This window comes from Arthrobacter sp. D5-1, from assembly GCF_017357425.1.
Taxonomy (GTDB): domain Bacteria; phylum Actinomycetota; class Actinomycetes; order Actinomycetales; family Micrococcaceae; genus Arthrobacter.
The window spans coordinates 1,685,830-1,704,475 of record NZ_CP014571.1; the positions used below are offsets into that span (position 1 = coordinate 1,685,830).

Consider the following 18,646-nt stretch of genomic DNA (forward strand, 5'->3'; position numbering starts at 1 on the left):
AAGATAGACGTGTGAGCACACCAGAAACTGCGAATCCGGTAGAAACCACAGGTGAACAGGCGGCTGCAACCGTCGTGGAAGCAGAGGGGACCCCACCTTCGGAGTCCTTGCGCGATGAGTACGAGCAACTGGCCGATCTCGTCCGCAAATACCGGTATGCCTATTACCAGGAAGACTCACCTACGGTATCCGACGCCGAGTTTGATGAACTGTACCGGCGCCTGGAGGAGATGGAAGCCCTCCACCCGGAGCTTGTCTCGAACGATTCCCCCACGCAGGAAGTGGGCGGCGAGGTCTCCTCGGCATTCGCTGCCGTGGAGCACCTGCAACGCATGTACAGCCTGGATGACGTTTTCTCCCTGGACGAGCTTGAGGCCTGGGTGCGGAAGGCGGAAGCTTCGGTGGCCAAGCTCGGAGACTCCGTTCCGCCCATTGCCTGGCTGACAGAGTTGAAGATCGACGGCCTCGCTGTGAACCTCCTCTACCGCGACGGCAAGCTCGTCCGTGCGGCCACGCGCGGCGATGGCACAACTGGTGAAGACATCACCCACAACGTCCTGACCATCAAGGAAATCCCACGCGAACTCACCGGATCCGGGTATCCCTCTGAGGTCGAAATCAGGGGTGAGGTATTTATCCCCTCCAAGGCCTTCGTTGAGTTCAACGAAACCCTCGTCGCCGCCGGCAAAGCACCGCTCGCCAACCCGCGCAATGCTGCCGCTGGCTCGCTGCGACAAAAGGATCCTGCGGAAACCGCCAAGCGGCCCCTGAGCATGTACGTCCACGGCATCGGCGCCCGCGAAGGATTGGAAGCCAAGAGCCAGTCCGAAACGTACAAGCTTCTTGAAGCCTGGGGGCTGCCCACCAGTCCGTACCTCAAGGTCCTGGACTCGTTTGACGAGGTCCTTGAGTTCATTGGGCACTACGGCGAGCACCGGCACGACCTCGCACATGAGATCGACGGCATTGTGGTCAAGATCGACGACTTCGCCACCCAACGGGCCCTCGGTTACACCTCCCGGGTTCCGAGGTGGGCTGCTGCGTACAAATACCCTCCCGAGGAAGTCCACACCAAGCTCCTGGACATTGCCGTCAACGTAGGCCGTACCGGCCGGGTGACTCCGTTCGGATTGATGGAACCAGTAAAAGTGGCCGGCTCCACGGTGGGCATGGCGACGCTGCACAACCAGGACGTGGTCAAGGCCAAGGGCGTCATGATCGGTGACATCGTGATCCTTCGAAAAGCCGGCGATGTCATCCCCGAAATCGTGGGCCCTGTACTGGCCCTGCGTGACAAACAGGATCCACCGGTCCGGGAATTCGTGATGCCCACCGAATGCCCGTCGTGCGGCACCCCGCTTGCGCCGGCGAAGGACGGCGACGTCGACATCCGTTGCCCCAATGCGAAGTCGTGCCCGTCGCAACTGCGTGAGCGCGTGTTCCACCTCGCGGGCCGTGGTGCATTCGATATTGAGGCGTTGGGGTGGGAAGCGGCCATAGCGCTCACGCAGCCCGCGGAGCCGGAGATCCCGCCGCTGACCAGTGAGGCGGGCCTGTTCAGCCTGACCCGCGAGGACCTGGCCGATGTCCTGATCCGCAGGGAGAAGCGTTCCAAGGGTGTGGGCACGGGCGAGTATGAGCTGGTTCCGTACTTCTATACCAAGGGCACGGCCAAGTCCCCCTCCAAGCCAACGGCCACCACCGAGAAACTGTTTGTGGAGTTGGAGAAAGCCAAGAAGCAGCCGCTCTGGCGTGTTTTGGTAGCGCTCTCCATCAGGCATGTGGGCCCCACCGCTTCGCGGGCTCTGGCTACCGCCTTCGGCAGCATGGACGCCATCCGGAACGCCACGGAGGAGCAAATGGCCCATGTGGATGGTGTGGGCCCCACCATTGCAGTGGCACTCCAAGAGTGGTTCGCCGTGGACTGGCACAACGAGATCGTGGACAGCTGGGCAGCGGCCGGTGTGCGGATGGAAGACGAGCGGGACACGTCCGTGCCGCGCACCCTTGAAGGGCTCACCATCGTTGTTACCGGTACTTTGCCCAACTTCAGCCGGGACGAAGCCAAGGAAGCCATCATCATTCGTGGCGGGAAGGCGTCTGGTTCCGTTTCCAAGAAGACCAGCTACCTGGTGGCCGGCGAAAGCGCCGGCACCAAGCTGGACAAGGCGGAGCAGCTGGGTGTTCCCGTGCTGGACGAAGATGGTTTCCGTGAGCTGCTTGCCAACGGGCCCGCGGCTGCGGCAGACGAGCCTGCGGACAACGAAACGGGGCAGGGCGACGCCACGGAAGCAGTCTCCGAATGACGGAGGTGAACGGGCTCCTGGCAGTAGCCAAACGTGCCGCTGCGGCGGGTGCTGCTGTGCTCGCGCAGCGGTCCGTCAGCGGCACAGGCGGCGATGGCCTCGACACCACCAACAAGGGTGAGGACGGCGACTGGGTCACGGCCTTTGATGTCGCGGCTGAGAATGCCGTCCGCGAAGCCATCCTTGCAGAGCGGCCCCACGACACCATCACTGGCGAGGAGCACGGCACCACCAGGCCGGACATGCCTTCTGGATACCGCTGGTCCATTGACCCCTTGGACGGGACCACCAACTTCATCCGAAACATCGCCTACTACGCCACCTCTGTGGCCGTAGCCGACTCCGACGGCGTATGGCTGGCCGGGGTGGTCCACGCACCTGCCCTGGGTCGCGTCTACTCGGCCGCCCGTGGACAAGGAGCCTGGTTGGAGGTCGGTGGAGAGACCACCCGCTTGGCAGGTCCTGTCCAGGGACGAAGGGGACTCATCCTGGCTACGGGATTCAGCTACGATCCCGCTACCCGCGCAGACCAGTCTGCCGGCCTCGCTGAGCTTATGGACGGTTTTGCCGACGTCCGGCGCCTGGGTTCTGCGGCCTTGGATCTCTGTTTGGTGGCCGACGGTACTTTTGACGCTTACGGCGAGCGTGGCCTGAACGAGCACGATTTCTCTGCCGGTGCGCTGATCGCCGAAGAGGCGGGCTGCTGGGTGCGCAGACCACGGTTGGAGAGCCCTTTGAACGGTGGGCCAAGCACCGAAGACCGTTTGGCGGCCTGGATGTGCGCCGGCGCCTTGGAACTGTCCGGCAAGTTTCCTTTGTGACCACCAATCCGTGATCAAAACCCTCGCCATCGCCAACTACCGATCCATCCGGGACCTCGCCATGGAGTTGCATGGCCTGGACATCGTGACCGGTGCCAACGGCAGCGGAAAGTCCTCGCTGTACCGGGCGCTTCGGCTGTTGGCAGAGTGTGCCGGGGGCGACTCCGGCAACGTGGTGGGTTCGCTTGCCCGCGACGGCGGTTTGCCCTCCACACTGTGGGCAGGCCCGGAGTCCATCAGCAAGGCCATGCGCAGTGGTGACGTGCCTGTCCAGGGAACGGTACGGCGTGAGTCCGTAAGCCTGAAGCTGGGTTACTCCGGGGACGATTTTGGATACTTGGTGGACCTGGGGATGCCAACGCCCGGCGGTGCCGGATTCGACCAGGAAACCGGCAGGCCCCGGCCCTCCGCCTTCAGCTTGGATCCCGAAATAAAACGGGAGCAGATCTTCTCCGGCCCTGTAGCACGGCCAGGCTCACTGTTGGTCGACCGGAAGGGAAGCCTGGCCAAGCTGCGCGGACCCGGCAGCGAGTGGACAGAGTTATCCAGGCGGCTGGACACTTTCCAGAGCATGCTGACGGAGGTTTCGGACCAGGACAGGGCGCCGGAGGTTCTGCGGGTTCGTGACTCGGTCCGTTCATGGCGGTTCTACGATCACTTCCGCACGGATGCCGACGCTCCCGCCCGCCAGGCGCAGCTCGGAACCCGCACACCCGTGCTTCATCACAGCGGCAAGGATCTTGCGGCTGCTCTGCAAACACTGCGCGAGGTGGGCTTCGAGCGGCAGTTGGATGCCGCCGTCGGCCATGCCTTTCCCGGAAGCCGCTTGGAGATTGCCGTCAACGACGGCCGGTTCAGCGTGGAACTCAGTCAGCCCGGCATGTTGCGGCCCATGAAGGCCGCAGAGCTCTCGGACGGAACCCTGCGGTTCCTGTTGCTGACCGCGGCGTTGCTGACCCCGCGGCCCCCCGAGCTCATGGTCCTCAACGAACCCGAGACCAGCCTCCACGTTGACCTGATGCCGGCACTGGCCGGACTGATTGTCCAGGCCAGTGCCAACAGCCAGATGATCGTGGTAACCCACTCGGAAGCGTTGCTCAAGGCGCTGCGCGAGAGCGGTGCCGCCCACGAGCATGAGCTCTACAAGGACCTCGGCGAGACCCGGATCGAGGGTCTGGGATCGCTGGAAGGTCCCTCGTGGAGCTGGCCCAAGCGCTGAGGGCCGCCCGCGTGACGCGGCATGGGTCCTAGAACGCTGATCCGATGGACGTGAGCTGCTGCGCCGCGGAGCCTGCGAAGCGGTTCTCCGGCCGGGCCAGTCCGTAGTGTCCGCGGAGCGTGGACTCGGTGTACTCCGTACGGAACAGCCCGCGCTGCTGGAGGATCGGTACTACGTGGTCCACGAACACCTCCAGTCCTGAGGGGAGGACCGGCGGCATGATGTTGAAGCCATCCGCGGCGCCGGCAAAGAACCAGTCCTGGATGGCGTCAGCAACCTGTTCAGGTGTTCCGGAGAAGGTACGGTGCCCGCGTCCTCCACCCAGCCGGCCGATCAGCTGGCGAACGGTGAGCTGCTCCCGGCGGGCCAGCTCCACGATCAGCGTGTAGCGGCTCTTGGCACCCTCAATGTCGTCCTCGGACGGCAGGTCGGCAGGGAGTTGGCGGTCCAGGGGGAGGTCCTCAGGCTTCAGGCGCAACGTCTTGGCCAGTTGCTCCCGGGCGTATTCGGGCTTGATGAGCTCGTCCAGTTCACGCTCAAGCTTGAGGGCTTCGGCTTCAGTGGATCCGATGACCGGGACGATCCCCGGCAGGATCTTGATGCCTTCCGGGTTGCGGCCCACCGCTGCGGTGCGTGACTTCAGGTCAGAGTAGAAGGCTTGGGCGTCGGCCAGGGTCTGGTGGGCGGTGAAGACGGCTTCGGCATACTGCGCCGCCAGCTTCTTGCCGTCTTCGGAAGAGCCGGCCTGGACGATCAGCGGGTGGCCCTGGGGTGAACGGGGAACATTGAGGGGGCCACGAACGCGGAAGTGTTTCCCCTCGTGCTCGATGACCCGGATCTTGTTGTCATCGCCCCAGACGCCCTCGGCCTTGTCCGCGAGGATGGCGTCATCTTCCCAGCTGTCCCAGAGTTTCTGTGCCACCTCGATGAACTCAGCGGCCCGCTCGTACCGGACGGCATGGGCCGGCTGGTCATCCACACCGAAGTTGCGCGCGGCGTCCGGTCCCGCCGTCGTGACGACGTTCCAGCCTGCACGTCCACCACTGACCCAGTCCACCGAAGCGAAACGGCGCGCAAGGTTGAAGGGGTCGTTGTAGGTGGTGGAGGCGGTCGCGATCAGGCCGATCCTTTGTGTTGCGGCAGCGATGGCCGTCAGCAGCACGGTTGGTTCCAGTTTTCCGGCAGGACGGCGGCCCACCTCGCCAAAGAGGACGGGGGAGTCAGCGAAGAAGATGGAATCGAGCTTTCCGCGTTCGGCCGTGCGGGCCAGGTGCTGGTAGTGCTCCACTTTGGTAGAGGCAAGGGGGTCGCTTTCGGGCAGGCGCCATGATGCTTCGTGGTGCCCTGTGCTCATCAGGAACGCGTTGAGGTGCAATGTGCGGTCTGGCGGGGTCATGGTTTCTCCTCGGGTCAGGACAGTTGGGGCCGGTGTGTGGCAACTCAAGCACGGGTCCAAAGCCCTCCGCCAGCGTTTCGACATGTCCCCGCAACAGCACGAAACCGGGGTTCACGGCAGGCAACGCGGCTCCATCCGACGCCACGGGAGGCAACACAAAAGCAGCCCAGCAGTTGTCCACCCGATCAACAAAGCACGGGCCGCCGTCGTCGTGTGTTCCGTTCGTGACTGATAGTTCCATCACGGAAAGGCCCTTTTGGCGTCTTTGGTGCGACCGGCACGACTACCATTGGTAGGTGCTTTCGCCGATTACCGTCCGTCCCGCCCTGCCCGAAGACTACGACGCCGTTGCCCGCATTACGCAGGACTCCTACGTCACTGCGGGGTACTACGGCGACGCCGACCACCCGTACCTGCAGAAGCTCCAGGATGTGGCAGGCCGTGCGGAGCACGCCGACATCCTTGTGGCAGAGCGCAACGGCGAGGTGATCGGTTCGGTCACCGCGGCTCCTGCGGGCGGCGGCTTCTCGGACATCGGCCTGGAGGATGAGCTGGAACTGCGGACCCTCGTGGTGGATCCGGCTGTGCAGCGCTCCGGTGCCGGCCGCGCCCTGGTGCAGGCCGTCGTCGATCAGGCCAAGGCCATGGACGGCATCAAGGCCGTTTCGCTGACCACCGGCGCGACGTGGGAAAGTGCCAACGCCCTGTATGCACGCACCGGCTTTGACCGCGCGCCGCACCGCGACTGGTTCGTTCCCGGCACCGACATAAAGCTGTTCGTTTACCGGCTGGACCTCCCGCAGTCATAAAGTTTCCTTCGTAAACGCCGGTCACCGGACCGTGCGAAACGACAGGAAGGCGCGGCATGCGCAAGACATTCGGCACGGGTTCGGTCTGGGAGCAGACCCTTGGATACTCCCGCGCAGTCCAGGTGGACAACACCCTCTTCATTTCTGCGACGGCAGCCAGTGGGCCCGATGGCATTGTTGGCGAAGACTTCTACTCGCAGACCAAGTACATTCTCGAAAAGCTCGGCACCGTTCTGGAAGAAGCCGGGTTCTCCTACGAGGACGTTGTGCAGTCCAAGCTGTACCTGACGGACATCAGCAAATGGGAAGATGCCGGCCGTGCGCATGGTGAGGTCTTCGGCGAGATCCGCCCCACGCTTGCCCTGGTCCACGTCCTGCCGTTCCTCGATCCCGCGATGCTGGTGGAGATCGAGCTCGTGGCGCAGAAGAGCGCGTAACGCACCCAACTGAGTCGCATTAGTGGTTGTTCTGAATGCTCAGAACAACCACTAATGCCAGCTGGTTGGGCTAGCTCGGGACGCCGTAACGGTGTTCCGGCCGGCCCGTGGTCCCGTAGCGCAGTTGGATTTCGACGGCGCCATCGTCCGCGAGCGAGGACAGGTACCGTTGCGCCGTGGCCCGGGAAACGCCAACGCGTTCCGCCACCTCGGCAGCTGAATACTGCTCGCCAGGGATCAACGATTCCAGGACCGCCGCTTCGGTCGCCGAGCGGGGTTTGGCGGCCGGCGTGACGTCACCGGGAATCAGGGAGCGCTTTGCGCGTTCAATGGTGGTCTGGTCCACGGCGCTCTGCTGGCCCAAAATCCTCCGGTACCTGGCGTAGGACCGGAGTTGCTGGGACAGGGACTCGGCCGTGAAGGGTTTGAGCATGTACCCCAGCGCGCCGCGACGCAGGGCAACCTTGATGGACTGCGCATCCGAGGCTGCGGTGAGCATCACGGCGTCGACGTCCAACTGGCCCAGCAGGTCCAAGCCGGAGCCATCCGGCAGGTACACGTCCAGCAGCACCAGGTCCGGGCGGAGGCTGTGGATCGCCTGCAGCGCTTGGGACACGGAGCCCGCCGGCGCCAAGGCCATGAAGCCGGCCACGGAATCCACATAGGCAGCGTGGAGCCTTGCCACGTGGAAGTCGTCATCCACGATCAGCACCCTCAAATCCTCAGCCACTGCTGTCCTCCCTCAAGGTAGAGTCGGCACCTGCATCCACAGTGCCGGAAAAGTCCATGACACCGGGGATGGTTGCCATGAACACCGCCCCCGGACCGCCATGGCTGCCGGGCTCCAGAACGCGGACGTCGCCGCTGCGCCTTCGCGCCAGCTGCCGCACCAACGCCAACCCCAAACCTTGTCCAGCCCCCGAGCGTACCGGTTGTTCCGACGTCGTAAATCCTTCTGCGAAGACCTCTTCGGGTTCAAGGCTCCCCAAACCGTCGCCCGAGTCTCCCACCACGATATGCAAGGTGCCGCCCGTTGTGGTGGCGTCGTCCAGCAGTTCAACCTCCACCCAGCGGTCCGCGGCGGACCCGGCGACGGCGGCACTCACCGCGTTGTCGATCAGGTTGCCGAGCACCGTGGTCACGTCCTGGGGATCGGCCACGTGCCCGCGGACCAATGTTTCGGGCCCGACGCGGAGGGCCACGCCGCGCTCCGAAGCCTCCACGCCCTTGGCGCCAACGAACGCCTGCAAGTACGGGTCCTGCAGGAGTTCAGCCTGCTCCACCGGGAACTTCAACGGGCCCGTTGCGGAGATCCGGGCCAAGTATGCCTTGGCCGATTCGTACTGGCCGATGCTCATGAAACCCGCGATCGTGTGGAGCTGGTTGGCGAACTCGTGGCGCTGGGCGCGGAGGGCTGTGGACATGGTACCCACGGCGTCGAGTTGGCGGGTGAGTTGCTGCAATTCCGTTCGATCACGCAGCATGACCACCCAGCCAAGGTCCTCCTTGCGATGCCAGGCCTTGCGTGCACTCACCACCAGAACGCGCCCACCTGCAACAATCTCCACGGCCTCCGCATCACGTGCCGCGGGCTGCGTGAGCTGCTTGAGTTGCTCGGGAACGGCGGCGGACGCCCAGTCCTGCCCGGTGGCATCGGGCATGTCCAGGAGCCTGGCGGCTGCTGCGTTGAACACGGAGATGCGCCCGTCCGCCGCGATACCGATCACGCCGTCATCCACGCCTTGGAGTACCGCTACCTGGTCGTGGACGAGGGTGCTGATTTCTTCGGGCTCAAGACCGAGGGTGAGCCGCTGCAGCCTGCGGCGGAGCAAGAACGACGCCAGGACGCCGGCAAGCAATGCTCCGCCAGCAGTGAGGGCAATGGGTACGATGTCGCGGGCCAGGCTGTTGCCAAGAGACTCCACGGAGTAGCCCACGCTGACTTCGCCCACGATTGCGCCGGGCGTTTCCGGCGAGTACACCGGCACCTTGGCCCCGGCCGATGGTCCCAACGTTCCGGTGTTGCGGGTAGTGATTTCCTCACCGCCCAATGCCACCGAGGGGTCCGTGCTGACGCGTTCACCCAGCCGCGCCGTCTCCGGGTGGGCCAGCCTGAGGCCGGTTTCGTCCGTGATGACCACGAACAAGGCGCCGGTGCGCGCCCGTACCGCCTCGGCAGCTTCTTGCAGGGGCCCGACGGCGAGTACTTCCGAGGGAGGCGTTCCCTCTTCCCTGCTGATGAGCTGCACGTTGGTCCTGATATCCGGATCCGCCGCGACCGTCCTGGCAAGGGTGAGGGCTTGGTGCTCGGCTTCGGTGCCGATCCGTTCGTACACCAGCCAGGCATGGACTGTTCCGCTGAGCAGGACCACCAGCAGGACAACCCCCAGTTGTAGGAGGAGGGTCTGGGTGGAAAACCGCATGATCCATTGAATCACTGAGCACAATGCGCAAAACGTTCGCAACGAGCAGTATTCCCAACAATTCCCGGAAACCCCCCGCCGTGATCGGCGCCACCCTATCGTCTGTAGTGCGCATCACACCGACGTGGCGCCATTCACAGTAGTAAGGAGCCGGCCGTGCTGGTTTTGCTTGGATTCGCAATGATTGCGGTATTCATGGTCCTGATCATGACCAAAAAATTGACGCCAGTACTGGCGCTGATCATCGTCCCCACCGTCTTCGGCCTTTTCGCCGGGGCGGGCCTCGGCATTGGCGACATGGTGATGGACTCGATGAAGTCCATGACATCCACGGCCGCGCTCCTCATGTTCGCCATCATCTACTTCGGCCTGATGATCGACGTCGGACTGTTCGACCCCCTGGTGAAGTTCATCCTGCGCAAGCTGGGCAACGACCCCGCCAAGGTTGTCCTCGGCACCGCGATCCTCGCCGCAGCAGTCTCCCTGGACGGGGACGGCTCCACCACCTTCATCCTCACTACTGCCGCCATGCTCCCGGTGTACCTGCGGCTCAAGATGAGCCCCGTGGTCCTCACCTGCGTGGCGGGCCTGGCCAACGGCACCATGAACATCCTGCCGTGGGGCGGGCCCACCGCCCGCGCTGCGACCGCCCTGAACCTTGATGTCAACGACGTCTTCGTCCCCATGGTTCCGTCCCTCATCGTTGGCCTCATCGTTGTCCTGGTCTTCGCCTGGCTGCTGGGCCTGCAGGAACGCAACCGCCTCCGCACCACTGCGCCCGAAATTTGGAGCGACGTCGCCGATCCTTCTGAAGCGTTCGACGGCGGCGCCGGCCGCGGCGGTTCCGTCGCCGCAGGTTCGGGCCTGGGTGCAGGCTTCGGCGCCGGCCGTTTCGGATTTGGCCGCAACGGTTCAACCGCAGGTAAGCCGGGAACCGGCGGAGGTTCCGGCGTCGCGGTCCTCGAAGACCCTGCCACGCTGGTGGACGATCACGACACCGCCATGGCGGACACCGCGCTGGACCCCAACCGCTCCACCCTGCGTCCCAAGCTGTTCTGGTTCAACCTGGGCTTGACCGTCGCCGTGATGGTGGTCCTGGTGGCCAACATCGTTCCGCTGCCGTTCGTGTTCATGGTGGGATCCGCGATCGCCCTGCTGGTCAACTTTCCCAAGGTCAAAGACCAAGGCGCCCAGCTGATCGCCCACGCACCGTCCATCGTCGCCGTCGTCAGCATGGTCATGGCCGCCGCCGTCCTCACAGGCGTCCTCAACGGCACCGGCATGGTCAAGGCTATGTCCGAGTGGCTGGTCCAGATCATCCCCGCGGACATGGGTCCGTTCATGGCGATCATCACCGGACTGCTCAGCATCCCCATGACCTTCTTCATGAGCAATGACGCCTTCTACTTCGGTGTCCTTCCGGTCCTCTCCGAAACGGCCGCGCACTATGGCGTCGATGCAGTGGACATGGCCCGTGCCTCCATCACCGGGCAGCCCTTCCACCTGCAGAGCCCCTTGGTGCCGGCTATCCTCCTCCTGGTGTCCCTCGCCAAGGTAGACCTGGGTGACCACCACAAGAAGGTCCTCTGGCGCACGGCAGTGGTCTCAGTCGTCATGCTGGCAGTCGGAGTCGTGACCGGAGCCATCGGCATCGGCTGACCCGCTGTTCCCAGCGCAACCGTCTGCACCTGAGGTGCAAGACCGGGCCAGACATCCTCCGCGTGCTGCTCCTTCGTCGCTTTGACGCACGCATCCGGATGCCTGGCCCGGTCTGCGTAGGAGGCCCACCGGCCGAAGGCGACAACCCCCACCGAGCGGGCCGCAGCCCGCGTACGGCGGCGCACCCAAGCCAAGTAGACTGGTTCCGAAAACCATTTGAACTTTGCAGGGGAGATCCATGGCTGCGATCAACCGTGACGACGTCGCGCATCTTGCGCGTCTGGCTCACATTGAAATGAGTGCCGAAGAACTGGACAGGATGGCTGTTGAGCTTGCTGTCATCGTGGATTCGGTGAAGAGCGTGAGCGAAGCTGCGGGGGAGGATGTCCCGGCGACGTCGCACCCGATTCCGTTGACCAATGTGTTCCGTGAGGACGTTGTGGGCCACACGTTCACGGCTGAGCAGGCATTGTCCGGCGCTCCGGATGCTTACGAGAACCGTTTCAAGGTCCCGGCAATCCTGGATGAGGACTAATCACTATGACTGAATCGAAGAACGAGCTCATCCGCCACTCCGCTGCCGATCTCGCTGCGAAGCTGGCTGCCCGTGAGGTGACCGCCGTCGAGGTGACGCAGGCGCACCTTGACCGCATCGCCCTTGTTGATGGCGGAGCCGACGGTATCCACGCATTTTTGCACGTTAACACCGAAGAGGCTTTGGCTGTCGCAGCCGAGGTTGACGCCGCCCGTGCCGCCGGCGGTGCCGCTGCCGCGGAGCTGCACGCCCTCGCTGGTGTGCCGATTGCCGTCAAGGACCTCATCGTCACGATTGGCCAGCCGACGACGGCTGGTTCGAAGATCCTCGAGGGTTGGCACAGCCCGTATGACGCCACCGTGGTGAAGAAGCTGCGCGCGGCGAAGATGCCCATCCTGGGTAAGACCAACCTGGATGAATTCGCCATGGGTTCCTCCACGGAGCACTCGGCGTACGGCCCCACCCGCAACCCGTGGGACCTGGACCGCATTCCCGGCGGTTCGGGCGGTGGCTCCGCGGCCGCCGTCGCCGCTTTCGAAGCGCCGCTGGCGCTCGGCACCGATACTGGTGGCTCGATCCGCCAGCCGGGTGCCGTCACCGGAACTGTGGGCGTGAAGCCGACGTACGGTGCTGTTTCCCGTTATGGTGCCATTGCCATGGCGTCATCCCTGGACCAGATCGGCCCGGTTTCCCGTACGGTTCTGGACTCGGCGTTGCTGCAGGAAGTCATCGGCGGCCACGACCCCTATGACTCCACGTCGCTGACCGATCCGTTCAACGATCTTGTTGCTGCTGCCCGCGTGGGCAATGTTGCGGGCATGAAGATCGGCATCGTCAAGGAACTTCACGGCGAGGGCTACCAGGCAGGCGTCGAGAACCGGTTCAACGAGTCCCTTCAGCTGCTGAAGGATGCCGGTGCTGAAATCGTTGAGGTTTCCTGCCCCAACCTGAAGTACGCCCTGGGCGCTTACTACCTGATCATGCCGTCCGAGGTGTCCAGCAACCTGGCCAAGTTCGACGGTGTCCGCTTCGGCATGCGAGTGCTGCCCAAGGATGGTCCGATGACCATCGAGCGCGTCATGGGGGCTACCCGTGCCGCAGGCTTCGGTGACGAAGTGAAGCGCCGTATCATCCTCGGCACTTACGCTTTGAGCGCCGGTTACTACGACGCTTACTACGGCTCCGCACAGAAGGTCCGTACGCTGATCCAGCGTGACTTCGACGCAGCTTTTGCGAAGGCCGATGTCCTGATCTCGCCCACGGCGCCCACCACGGCGTTCAAGCTGGGGGAGAAGCTGGATGATCCCCTGGCGATGTACCTGAACGACGTCGCCACCATCCCCGCCAACCTCGCTGGCATCCCGGGGTTGTCCCTGCCGGGTGGCCTGGCTGACGAAGACGGCCTGCCTGTTGGCATCCAGCTGCTGGCTCCTGCCCGCCAGGATGCCCGCCTGTACCGCGTTGGTGCGGTCCTCGAATCCATGCTCGAAGAGAAGTGGGGCGGTCCGATGCTTGCCCAGGCGCCTGCTCTCGGTGCAGTATCCAACACCGCCGGAGGTTCCAACTAATGTCCGTCGACGCAACCCTGAGCTTCGAAGAGGCCATGGAGAAGTACGATCCCGTCCTGGGGTTTGAGGTCCACGTGGAACTCAACACCAAGACCAAGATGTTCTCCTCCGCACCGAATGTCTTCGGAGACGAGCCGAACACCAATGTCAACGAGGTTGACCTGGGCCTGCCCGGCGTCCTGCCGGTGGTGAACAAGACGGCTGTGGAGTCCTCCATCAAGATCGGCCTTGCTTTGAACTGCAAGATCGCCGAGTCCTGCCGCTTCGCCCGGAAGAACTACTTCTACCCGGACACCCCCAAGAACTTCCAGACTTCCCAGTACGACGAACCGATCGCCTACGACGGTTACCTCGACATCGAGCTTGAGGACGGCACGGTCTTCCGCGTGGAAATCGAACGCGCCCACATGGAGGAAGATGCCGGCAAGCTGACCCACATGGGTGGCGCGGCAGGCCGCATCCAGGGTGCCGACTACTCGCTGGTGGACTACAACCGTTCCGGTGTGCCGCTGGTGGAAATTGTCACCAAGCCCATCGAGGGCGCGGGCAGCCGTGCACCCGAGCTGGCCAAGGCATACGTTGCTGCTGTTCGCGAGATCGTGAAGAACCTTGGTGTTTCCGATGCCAAGATGGAGCGCGGCAATGTCCGCTGCGACGCCAACGTTTCCTTGCGCCCGCATGGCCGGGAACGCTTCGGTATCCGTTCGGAAACCAAGAACGTAAACTCGCTGCGCGCCGTCGAGCACGCTGTCCGCTACGAGATCCAGCGCCACGCTGCCGTCCTGGACTCCGGCGAGCCGGTCATCCAGGAGACGCGCCACTGGCATGAGGACACGCGTTCGACGACGTCCGGCCGGCCCAAGTCCGACGCCGACGATTACCGCTATTTCCCGGAGCCGGACCTGGTTCCCGTCGTCGCTTCCCGCGAGTGGGTGGAGGAACTCCGTGCCACCCTTCCCGAGCCGCCGGCCGAGCGTCGCAAGCGCCTCAAGGAGGCCTGGGGCTACTCGGACCTGGAATTCCGCGATGTGGTGAACGCCGGTGTCATGGACTCCATCGAGGAAACCATCGCTGCTGGTGCATCCGCAGATGTTGCCCGTAAGTGGTGGATGGGTGAGATCGTTGGCCGCGCCAAGGTTGCCGACGTCGATCCTTCCGAGCTCGGTGTCACGCCGCAGGTCATCGTGGAGCTGAACAAGCTGGTAGAAGACGGCAAGATCAACAACAAGATGGCTACCCAGGTCCTGGACGGCGTCCTCGCCGGCGAAGGAACCCCGGCGGAGATCGTGGAGAAGCGTGGCCTTGCGGTGGTGTCCGACGACGGTCCCCTTCTGGAAGCCATCGACGCAGCACTGGCAGCACAGCCGGACGTCGCGGAGAAGATCCGAGGCGGCAAGGTTCAAGCGATCGGTGCGATTGTTGGCGGCGTCATGAAGGCCACCCGCGGCCAGGCCGACGCTGGACGAGTCCGTGAACTCATCCTGGAGAAGCTCGGCGTCGAGGGCTGACACCCGTTTTTCCCATCAAAGTAGGCCGCAGTTTTTGCTGCGGCCTACTTTGCTTTTTGGGCGCACAATGGATGCATGGCCACACTCTCACCGGGCCTTCGGAAGGCCGTCCTTGCCGGCGGGATCGCCGTCACCCTGACAGGTGGCGGGGCCGCCGCTGTCTGGGCAGGCACGCAAGCCAGCCCCCCGCCGTCGAGCGCTTTTCCGTCCAACAGCCCTTCCGCGTCCGCGAACGCCAAGTCCACTGAAGGCCGCGGCCAGGCAATTCATGGCGAGCACGTGGTGAAGCAGCGGGACGGGACGTACCGCACGGTGGTCACGCAGACCGGAACCATCGAAGCGGCCAGTGATTCAGAGGTGACCGTGAAGAGCGACGACGGCTTCACACAGCGCTACGCAATCACCGCGGACACCCGGATCTCCATGGTTCCTGCTGTTCCCGGGCCCAGGAACGGCAGGGGTAAGCCATTCCTGCCCACAGCTGCAGCAGCGGACCTCAAGGCCGGCGATACGGTGCGCATCAGCGGTACTCGGGAGGGCGATACGGTGACCGCCACGAGGGTATTGGCAGGCCAACTGCCGGCCGGCCTCAAGGGTGGGCCCGGGCACAAGGGCCACGGCCCCAAATAGTTACGCGGCTACAGTCCTGAAGCCCAGATTGCCGCTGGCTGAGTCCGGGGTGTTCGAGCTCCGCGCTGCCAGGCGATACCGGTTGCAGTAGGACTCGTGGCAGAGGTATGAGCCACCGCGCATCACCCTGCCCCGGCCGATGGTGGGCCCCTGCGGGTCCTCGACCGTTCCCTGCGCCAGGCAGGTTTTGTAGTACTTGGGCAGGAACCAGTCGCTGCACCATTCCCACACATTCCCGCTGGTTTGGTAGAGCCCGTAACCGTTGGGGCTGAAGGACCTGGCGGGTGCGGTGGTGAGGTAGCCGTCGTCTTCGGTGTTGCGGGACGGGAAATCGCCTTGCCAGATGTTGCAATTGTGTGCGGCGGTGCCTGATGGGTTGTTGTGGAGCTCGTCGCCCCACGGGTATCGCCGTCCCGGCACCCCGCCGCGGGCCGCGTATTCCCATTCGGCTTCCGTCGGCAGTCGTCGGCCGGCCCATTCGCAGTACGCGAGGGCGTCGTTGTGCGACACGTGGGTCACCGGGTGGTCCGGGATGTTTTCCCAGTTCGAGAGGGGCCCGGCCGGGTGCGCCCAGTCGGCGCCGCGGACGTTAAGCCACCACGGGACGTTGTTGACCCGGTTGAGAATGTCATGCGGACTGGCTTTCACGGCGAGGTGGAACACCGCTGATGTACCAAAGATCTCCGACTCGGTGCGGTGGCCGGTGGCGTCGATAAACTGTGCGAACTCCTGGTTGGTCACTGTTGTGGCGCTGATCCGGAATGGTGAGATGGCGACCTCGTGCAGCGGTGATTCGCCGTCGCCTTCATAGCCCTCGTTGAAACGATCGCCCATGGTGAACGTCCCGCCGGGGATGTCGACGTCGTTGGTCTGGTGCATATGGTTGGTCCCGGGTGTGCCGCTGGTCGGGTGTCCGCCCACCGCGCGCAGGGGGAGCGCCAGCCCCGGCGTCGAGTGTTCCCGGGCGCCGGCACCCGGGCTGCAGCAGTCTGCCATGTCCACCTTCTGTCTATAAACCAACTGCTTGTACTTTAGCGGGGTCCGGTGGCCTGCCACACGCTCCTTCCCAAACCCCACGGGTGGACCACTTTCCGCTGCGCACTCCGGCGTCACACCCCGACTCCACGCAAACCCGCGGCCTTCCCGAAGTGACGAAATGTGATTTCTGCACTCAGTTTCGATCATGATCTTGCAAAAAGAGATGCGGGTCACTTATGGTTTGTTAAACGGTTAACGAGCGTGGCTTGGATCACATTGGTGGTTCCGGCTCGGCACTTGAGGAGACACCATGAACTCGACGACGGAACAGGCTCCGGCATTGCCCGAAGCCCGCCGGGTCGCGGCGCCGGCACGGGGGAGCGCCCCTGGGGTCGGATCAAAGAAGCGGAAACGGAGCAAGCCTCCGCAGCAGAGCTTCCGGTCCCGCCTGCGACGCGACAAGCAGATGCTGCTCATGATGGTCCCGGGTGTGGCCTTCCTGCTGCTCTTCTTCTACATCCCCATCCTGGGCAACGTCATCGCGTTCCAGGACTACCAGCCGTACTTGGGCATCGGCGACAGCTTGTGGGTTGGCTGGCAGAACTTCGTGGATCTGTTCGGGAATCCGGATTTCATCCATGCGTTCTGGAACACCCTGTATCTGGCCGCCTGGCAGTTGGTCTTCCTTTTCCCGGTGCCGCTGGTGCTGGCGCTGATTGTTGATTCACTCATCAGCACGCGGGTCCGTCGCATCTTCCAGAGCATCGCCTACCTGCCGCACTTCCTTTCCTGGGTGCTTGTCATCGCGTTCTTCCAGCAGATGTTGGGCGGCGCTGGTTTCGTCAACAACCTGCTGAGGGACTGGGGCATGGATCCCATTCCCTTCATGACCAACCCGGAAACCTTCCCCGTCATGGTGGTCGTCCAGATGATCTGGAAAGACGCCGGCTGGGCAATGATCATCTTCCTGGCAGCCCTGGCAAGCATCGACGCTTCGCTCTACGAAGCTGCGGCGGCTGATGGCGCCGGGCGCTGGCGCCGGATGTGGCACATCACCCTTCCCGGGTTGAGGCCCGTGATCGTGCTCCTGTTGATCCTGCGCATCGGCGACATCCTCTCTGTCGGATTTGAACAGTTCATCCTCCAGCGCGACGCTGTGGGCGCCGGGGCGGCAGAAGTGCTGGACACCTTCACCTACTACACCGGCGTAGTAGGAGGCGGCTGGAGCTCAGGTGCTGCAGCCGGCCTCGCCAAGGGCGTGGTCAGCGCGCTGCTGATCTATGGCGCCAACAAACTTGCCCACCGCTTCGGCGAAGACGGAATCTTCGCAAAACAAGTGCGCTGACAGCCACGCTGACCCGCGCGCCTGCCGCACAAGGAGAACCCCATGGCAACAACACTTTTCACCAGGAAACCCCGGGAGCTTAGCTACAACCCCAAGCGCCCGGTGTGGAAGGAGAAGCCTTCCGCCCTATACCAAACGATCAAAGCGATAGTCCTGGTCGTCTTCAGCTTGTCCATCCTCACGCCCATCCTGCTGGTGGTGTCGACATCCCTCGCTGACACCGAACAACTGGTGAAGGCAGGCGGTTTCGTCCTCTGGCCCGAGCGTCCCACGCTGGAGGCCTACGCCACTATCTTCAAAGGGCCCATGGTGCTGCAATCGCTCGGCGTCAGCATGCTGGTCACCGCGGTGGGCACCATCCTGGCCCTGTTCGTGACCATCACCATGGCCTACGCCACCAGCCGCACCGTGCTCTTTGGCCGTCCCGTGATTCTCGCTGTGCTGTTTACGCTCCTGTTTGCGCCTGGCCTGATCCCGTCGTTCCTGATGATCCGTCAACTCGGGCTGCTCGATTCTTTGTGGTCGCTGATCCTCCCGGGCATCTTTGGAGCCTTCAACTTTGTGGTGATGCGATCGTTCTTCATGAACATCCCGGGCGAACTGATCGAAAGCGCCAGGATCGATGGCGCCAACGACTGGCAAATTCTGTGGCGCATCGTGATGCCACTGTCCAAAGCAGTGATCGCCGTCGTCGGACTGTTCTACGCCGTCGGGTTCTGGAACTCCTTCTTCAACGCCCTGCTCTACATCAACGACCACAGCAAGTGGCCCATCCAATTGCTGCTCCGCAACTTCGTGGTCCAGGGCAGTGGCGCGGCGGACCAACTGGGAATCACCACCACTCCGCCGCCGCAGTCCATCCAAATGGCCGTCGTTGTCGTGGCATTGGTCCCGATCCTGATGGTCTACCCGTTCCTCCAGAAGCACTTTGCCAAGGGCGTCATCACCGGCGCAGTCAAGGGCTAGCTCCCTCCCAGGATCCAGAAAAACCCAACGCACTCAAACCTCAGAG

The 18,646-nt window shown here is 63.7% G+C and carries 16 protein-coding genes; 12 read left to right on the forward strand and 4 right to left on the reverse strand.

Annotation, left to right across the window (positions count from 1 at the left end):
• The first annotated feature begins 11 nt into the window (after nucleotides 1–11).
• From ligA to AYX22_RS07710, 3 genes are read left to right on the forward strand one after another with little or no spacing between them, the layout of a single operon-like run.
• Nucleotides 12–2,306 (forward strand): NAD-dependent DNA ligase LigA, encoded by a 2,295-nt coding sequence (ligA, locus tag AYX22_RS07700; protein ID WP_207596909.1) that lies wholly within the window; start codon nucleotides 12–14, stop codon nucleotides 2,304–2,306.
• Nucleotides 2,303–3,127 (forward strand): inositol monophosphatase family protein, encoded by an 825-nt coding sequence (locus AYX22_RS07705; protein WP_207596910.1) that lies wholly within the window; start codon nucleotides 2,303–2,305, stop codon nucleotides 3,125–3,127. Before ligA ends, AYX22_RS07705 begins: the two co-directional genes overlap by 4 nt.
• A 10-nt stretch (nucleotides 3,128–3,137) precedes the next feature.
• Nucleotides 3,138–4,346, forward strand: coding sequence for an AAA family ATPase (locus AYX22_RS07710; RefSeq protein WP_207596911.1), 1,209 nt, complete (start codon nucleotides 3,138–3,140; stop codon nucleotides 4,344–4,346).
• A gap of 28 nt (nucleotides 4,347–4,374) precedes the next feature.
• Here AYX22_RS07710 and AYX22_RS07715 read toward each other — a convergent pair whose 3' ends face one another.
• Nucleotides 4,375–5,742 (reverse strand): LLM class flavin-dependent oxidoreductase, encoded by a 1,368-nt coding sequence (locus AYX22_RS07715; RefSeq protein ID WP_207596912.1) that lies wholly within the window; start codon nucleotides 5,740–5,742, stop codon nucleotides 4,375–4,377.
• A gap of 296 nt (nucleotides 5,743–6,038) precedes the next feature.
• Between AYX22_RS07715 and AYX22_RS07720 the strand changes: the two genes are divergently transcribed.
• Both AYX22_RS07720 and AYX22_RS07725 read left to right on the forward strand, forming a co-directional pair.
• Entirely contained in the window at nucleotides 6,039–6,551 is a 513-nt protein-coding gene (locus AYX22_RS07720; RefSeq protein WP_207596913.1) for a GNAT family N-acetyltransferase, read from the forward strand.
• A gap of 56 nt (nucleotides 6,552–6,607) precedes the next feature.
• Nucleotides 6,608–6,988: a RidA family protein gene (locus tag AYX22_RS07725; RefSeq protein ID WP_207596914.1), complete on the forward strand. Its 381-nt coding sequence runs from the start codon at nucleotides 6,608–6,610 to the stop codon at nucleotides 6,986–6,988.
• Between the two features lie 70 nt (nucleotides 6,989–7,058).
• On the opposite strand, the gene AYX22_RS07730 is transcribed toward AYX22_RS07725, so the two are convergent.
• Together AYX22_RS07730 and AYX22_RS07735 are read right to left on the reverse strand one after the other, a co-directional pair.
• On the reverse strand, nucleotides 7,059–7,718 hold the full coding sequence (locus AYX22_RS07730) for a response regulator (protein WP_207596915.1): 660 nt from the start codon (nucleotides 7,716–7,718) through the stop codon (nucleotides 7,059–7,061).
• Nucleotides 7,711–9,411, reverse strand: coding sequence for an ATP-binding protein (locus AYX22_RS07735; RefSeq protein ID WP_207596916.1), 1,701 nt, complete (start codon nucleotides 9,409–9,411; stop codon nucleotides 7,711–7,713). The genes AYX22_RS07730 and AYX22_RS07735 overlap by 8 nt, the downstream gene beginning before the upstream one ends.
• 156 nt (nucleotides 9,412–9,567) lie before the next feature.
• Between AYX22_RS07735 and AYX22_RS07740 the strand changes: the two genes are divergently transcribed.
• The 5 genes from AYX22_RS07740 to AYX22_RS07760 all read left to right on the forward strand — a co-directional run bounded on the left by AYX22_RS07740 (nucleotide 9,568) and on the right by AYX22_RS07760 (nucleotide 15,311).
• Nucleotides 9,568–11,070 (forward strand): CitMHS family transporter, encoded by a 1,503-nt coding sequence (locus tag AYX22_RS07740; RefSeq protein ID WP_207596917.1) that lies wholly within the window; start codon nucleotides 9,568–9,570, stop codon nucleotides 11,068–11,070.
• A gap of 238 nt (nucleotides 11,071–11,308) precedes the next feature.
• The gene (gatC, locus tag AYX22_RS07745) at nucleotides 11,309–11,605 is read left to right on the forward strand and encodes an Asp-tRNA(Asn)/Glu-tRNA(Gln) amidotransferase subunit GatC (protein WP_017199363.1); all 297 of its coding nucleotides are present in this window, start codon (nucleotides 11,309–11,311) and stop codon (nucleotides 11,603–11,605) included.
• Nucleotides 11,606–11,610: 5 nt separating this feature from the next.
• A complete protein-coding gene (gene gatA / locus AYX22_RS07750) occupies nucleotides 11,611–13,173 on the forward strand; it encodes an Asp-tRNA(Asn)/Glu-tRNA(Gln) amidotransferase subunit GatA (protein ID WP_207596918.1) in 1,563 nt (520 codons plus the stop codon).
• A complete protein-coding gene (gene gatB, locus AYX22_RS07755; protein WP_207596919.1) occupies nucleotides 13,173–14,681 on the forward strand; it encodes an Asp-tRNA(Asn)/Glu-tRNA(Gln) amidotransferase subunit GatB in 1,509 nt (502 codons plus the stop codon). The genes gatA and gatB overlap by 1 nt, the downstream gene beginning before the upstream one ends.
• Before the next feature lie 75 nt (nucleotides 14,682–14,756).
• Nucleotides 14,757–15,311, forward strand: a complete 555-nt coding sequence (locus tag AYX22_RS07760; protein WP_207596920.1) for a DUF5666 domain-containing protein — start codon at nucleotides 14,757–14,759, stop codon at nucleotides 15,309–15,311.
• Here AYX22_RS07760 and AYX22_RS07765 read toward each other — a convergent pair whose 3' ends face one another.
• Nucleotides 15,312–16,307 carry a formylglycine-generating enzyme family protein gene (locus tag AYX22_RS07765; protein WP_207597513.1) on the reverse strand — a complete coding sequence of 332 codons (996 nt, stop codon included), beginning with the start codon at nucleotides 16,305–16,307 and terminating at the stop codon, nucleotides 15,312–15,314.
• A 292-nt stretch (nucleotides 16,308–16,599) separates the two neighbouring features.
• Between AYX22_RS07765 and AYX22_RS07770 the strand changes: the two genes are divergently transcribed.
• Together AYX22_RS07770 and AYX22_RS07775 are read left to right on the forward strand one after the other, a co-directional pair.
• Nucleotides 16,600–17,634 (forward strand): ABC transporter permease subunit, encoded by a 1,035-nt coding sequence (locus AYX22_RS07770; protein WP_207596921.1) that lies wholly within the window; start codon nucleotides 16,600–16,602, stop codon nucleotides 17,632–17,634.
• A 42-nt stretch (nucleotides 17,635–17,676) separates the two neighbouring features.
• Nucleotides 17,677–18,600 (forward strand): carbohydrate ABC transporter permease, encoded by a 924-nt coding sequence (locus tag AYX22_RS07775; protein ID WP_207596922.1) that lies wholly within the window; start codon nucleotides 17,677–17,679, stop codon nucleotides 18,598–18,600.
• The last annotated feature ends 46 nt before the right edge of the window (nucleotides 18,601–18,646 follow it).

What these genes read in the sequence shown, in the direction of transcription:
- gatB (WP_207596919.1), top strand. Translation starts at nt 13,173, where the DNA reads ATGTCCGTCGACGCAACCCTGAGCTTCGAAGAGGCCATGGAGAAGTAC.
- AYX22_RS07770 (WP_207596921.1), top strand. Translation starts at nt 16,600, where the DNA reads ATGAACTCGACGACGGAACAGGCTCCGGCATTGCCCGAAGCCCGCCGG.
- AYX22_RS07735 (WP_207596916.1), bottom strand. Translation starts at nt 9,411, where the DNA reads ATGCGGTTTTCCACCCAGACCCTCCTCCTACAACTGGGGGTTGTCCTG.
- gatC (WP_017199363.1), top strand. Translation starts at nt 11,309, where the DNA reads ATGGCTGCGATCAACCGTGACGACGTCGCGCATCTTGCGCGTCTGGCT.
- AYX22_RS07715 (WP_207596912.1), bottom strand. Translation starts at nt 5,742, where the DNA reads ATGACCCCGCCAGACCGCACATTGCACCTCAACGCGTTCCTGATGAGC.
- gatA (WP_207596918.1), top strand. Translation starts at nt 11,611, where the DNA reads ATGACTGAATCGAAGAACGAGCTCATCCGCCACTCCGCTGCCGATCTC.
- AYX22_RS07705 (WP_207596910.1), top strand. Translation starts at nt 2,303, where the DNA reads ATGACGGAGGTGAACGGGCTCCTGGCAGTAGCCAAACGTGCCGCTGCG.
- AYX22_RS07725 (WP_207596914.1), top strand. Translation starts at nt 6,608, where the DNA reads ATGCGCAAGACATTCGGCACGGGTTCGGTCTGGGAGCAGACCCTTGGA.
- AYX22_RS07765 (WP_207597513.1), bottom strand. Translation starts at nt 16,307, where the DNA reads ATGGCAGACTGCTGCAGCCCGGGTGCCGGCGCCCGGGAACACTCGACG.
- AYX22_RS07775 (WP_207596922.1), top strand. Translation starts at nt 17,677, where the DNA reads ATGGCAACAACACTTTTCACCAGGAAACCCCGGGAGCTTAGCTACAAC.
- AYX22_RS07760 (WP_207596920.1), top strand. Translation starts at nt 14,757, where the DNA reads ATGGCCACACTCTCACCGGGCCTTCGGAAGGCCGTCCTTGCCGGCGGG.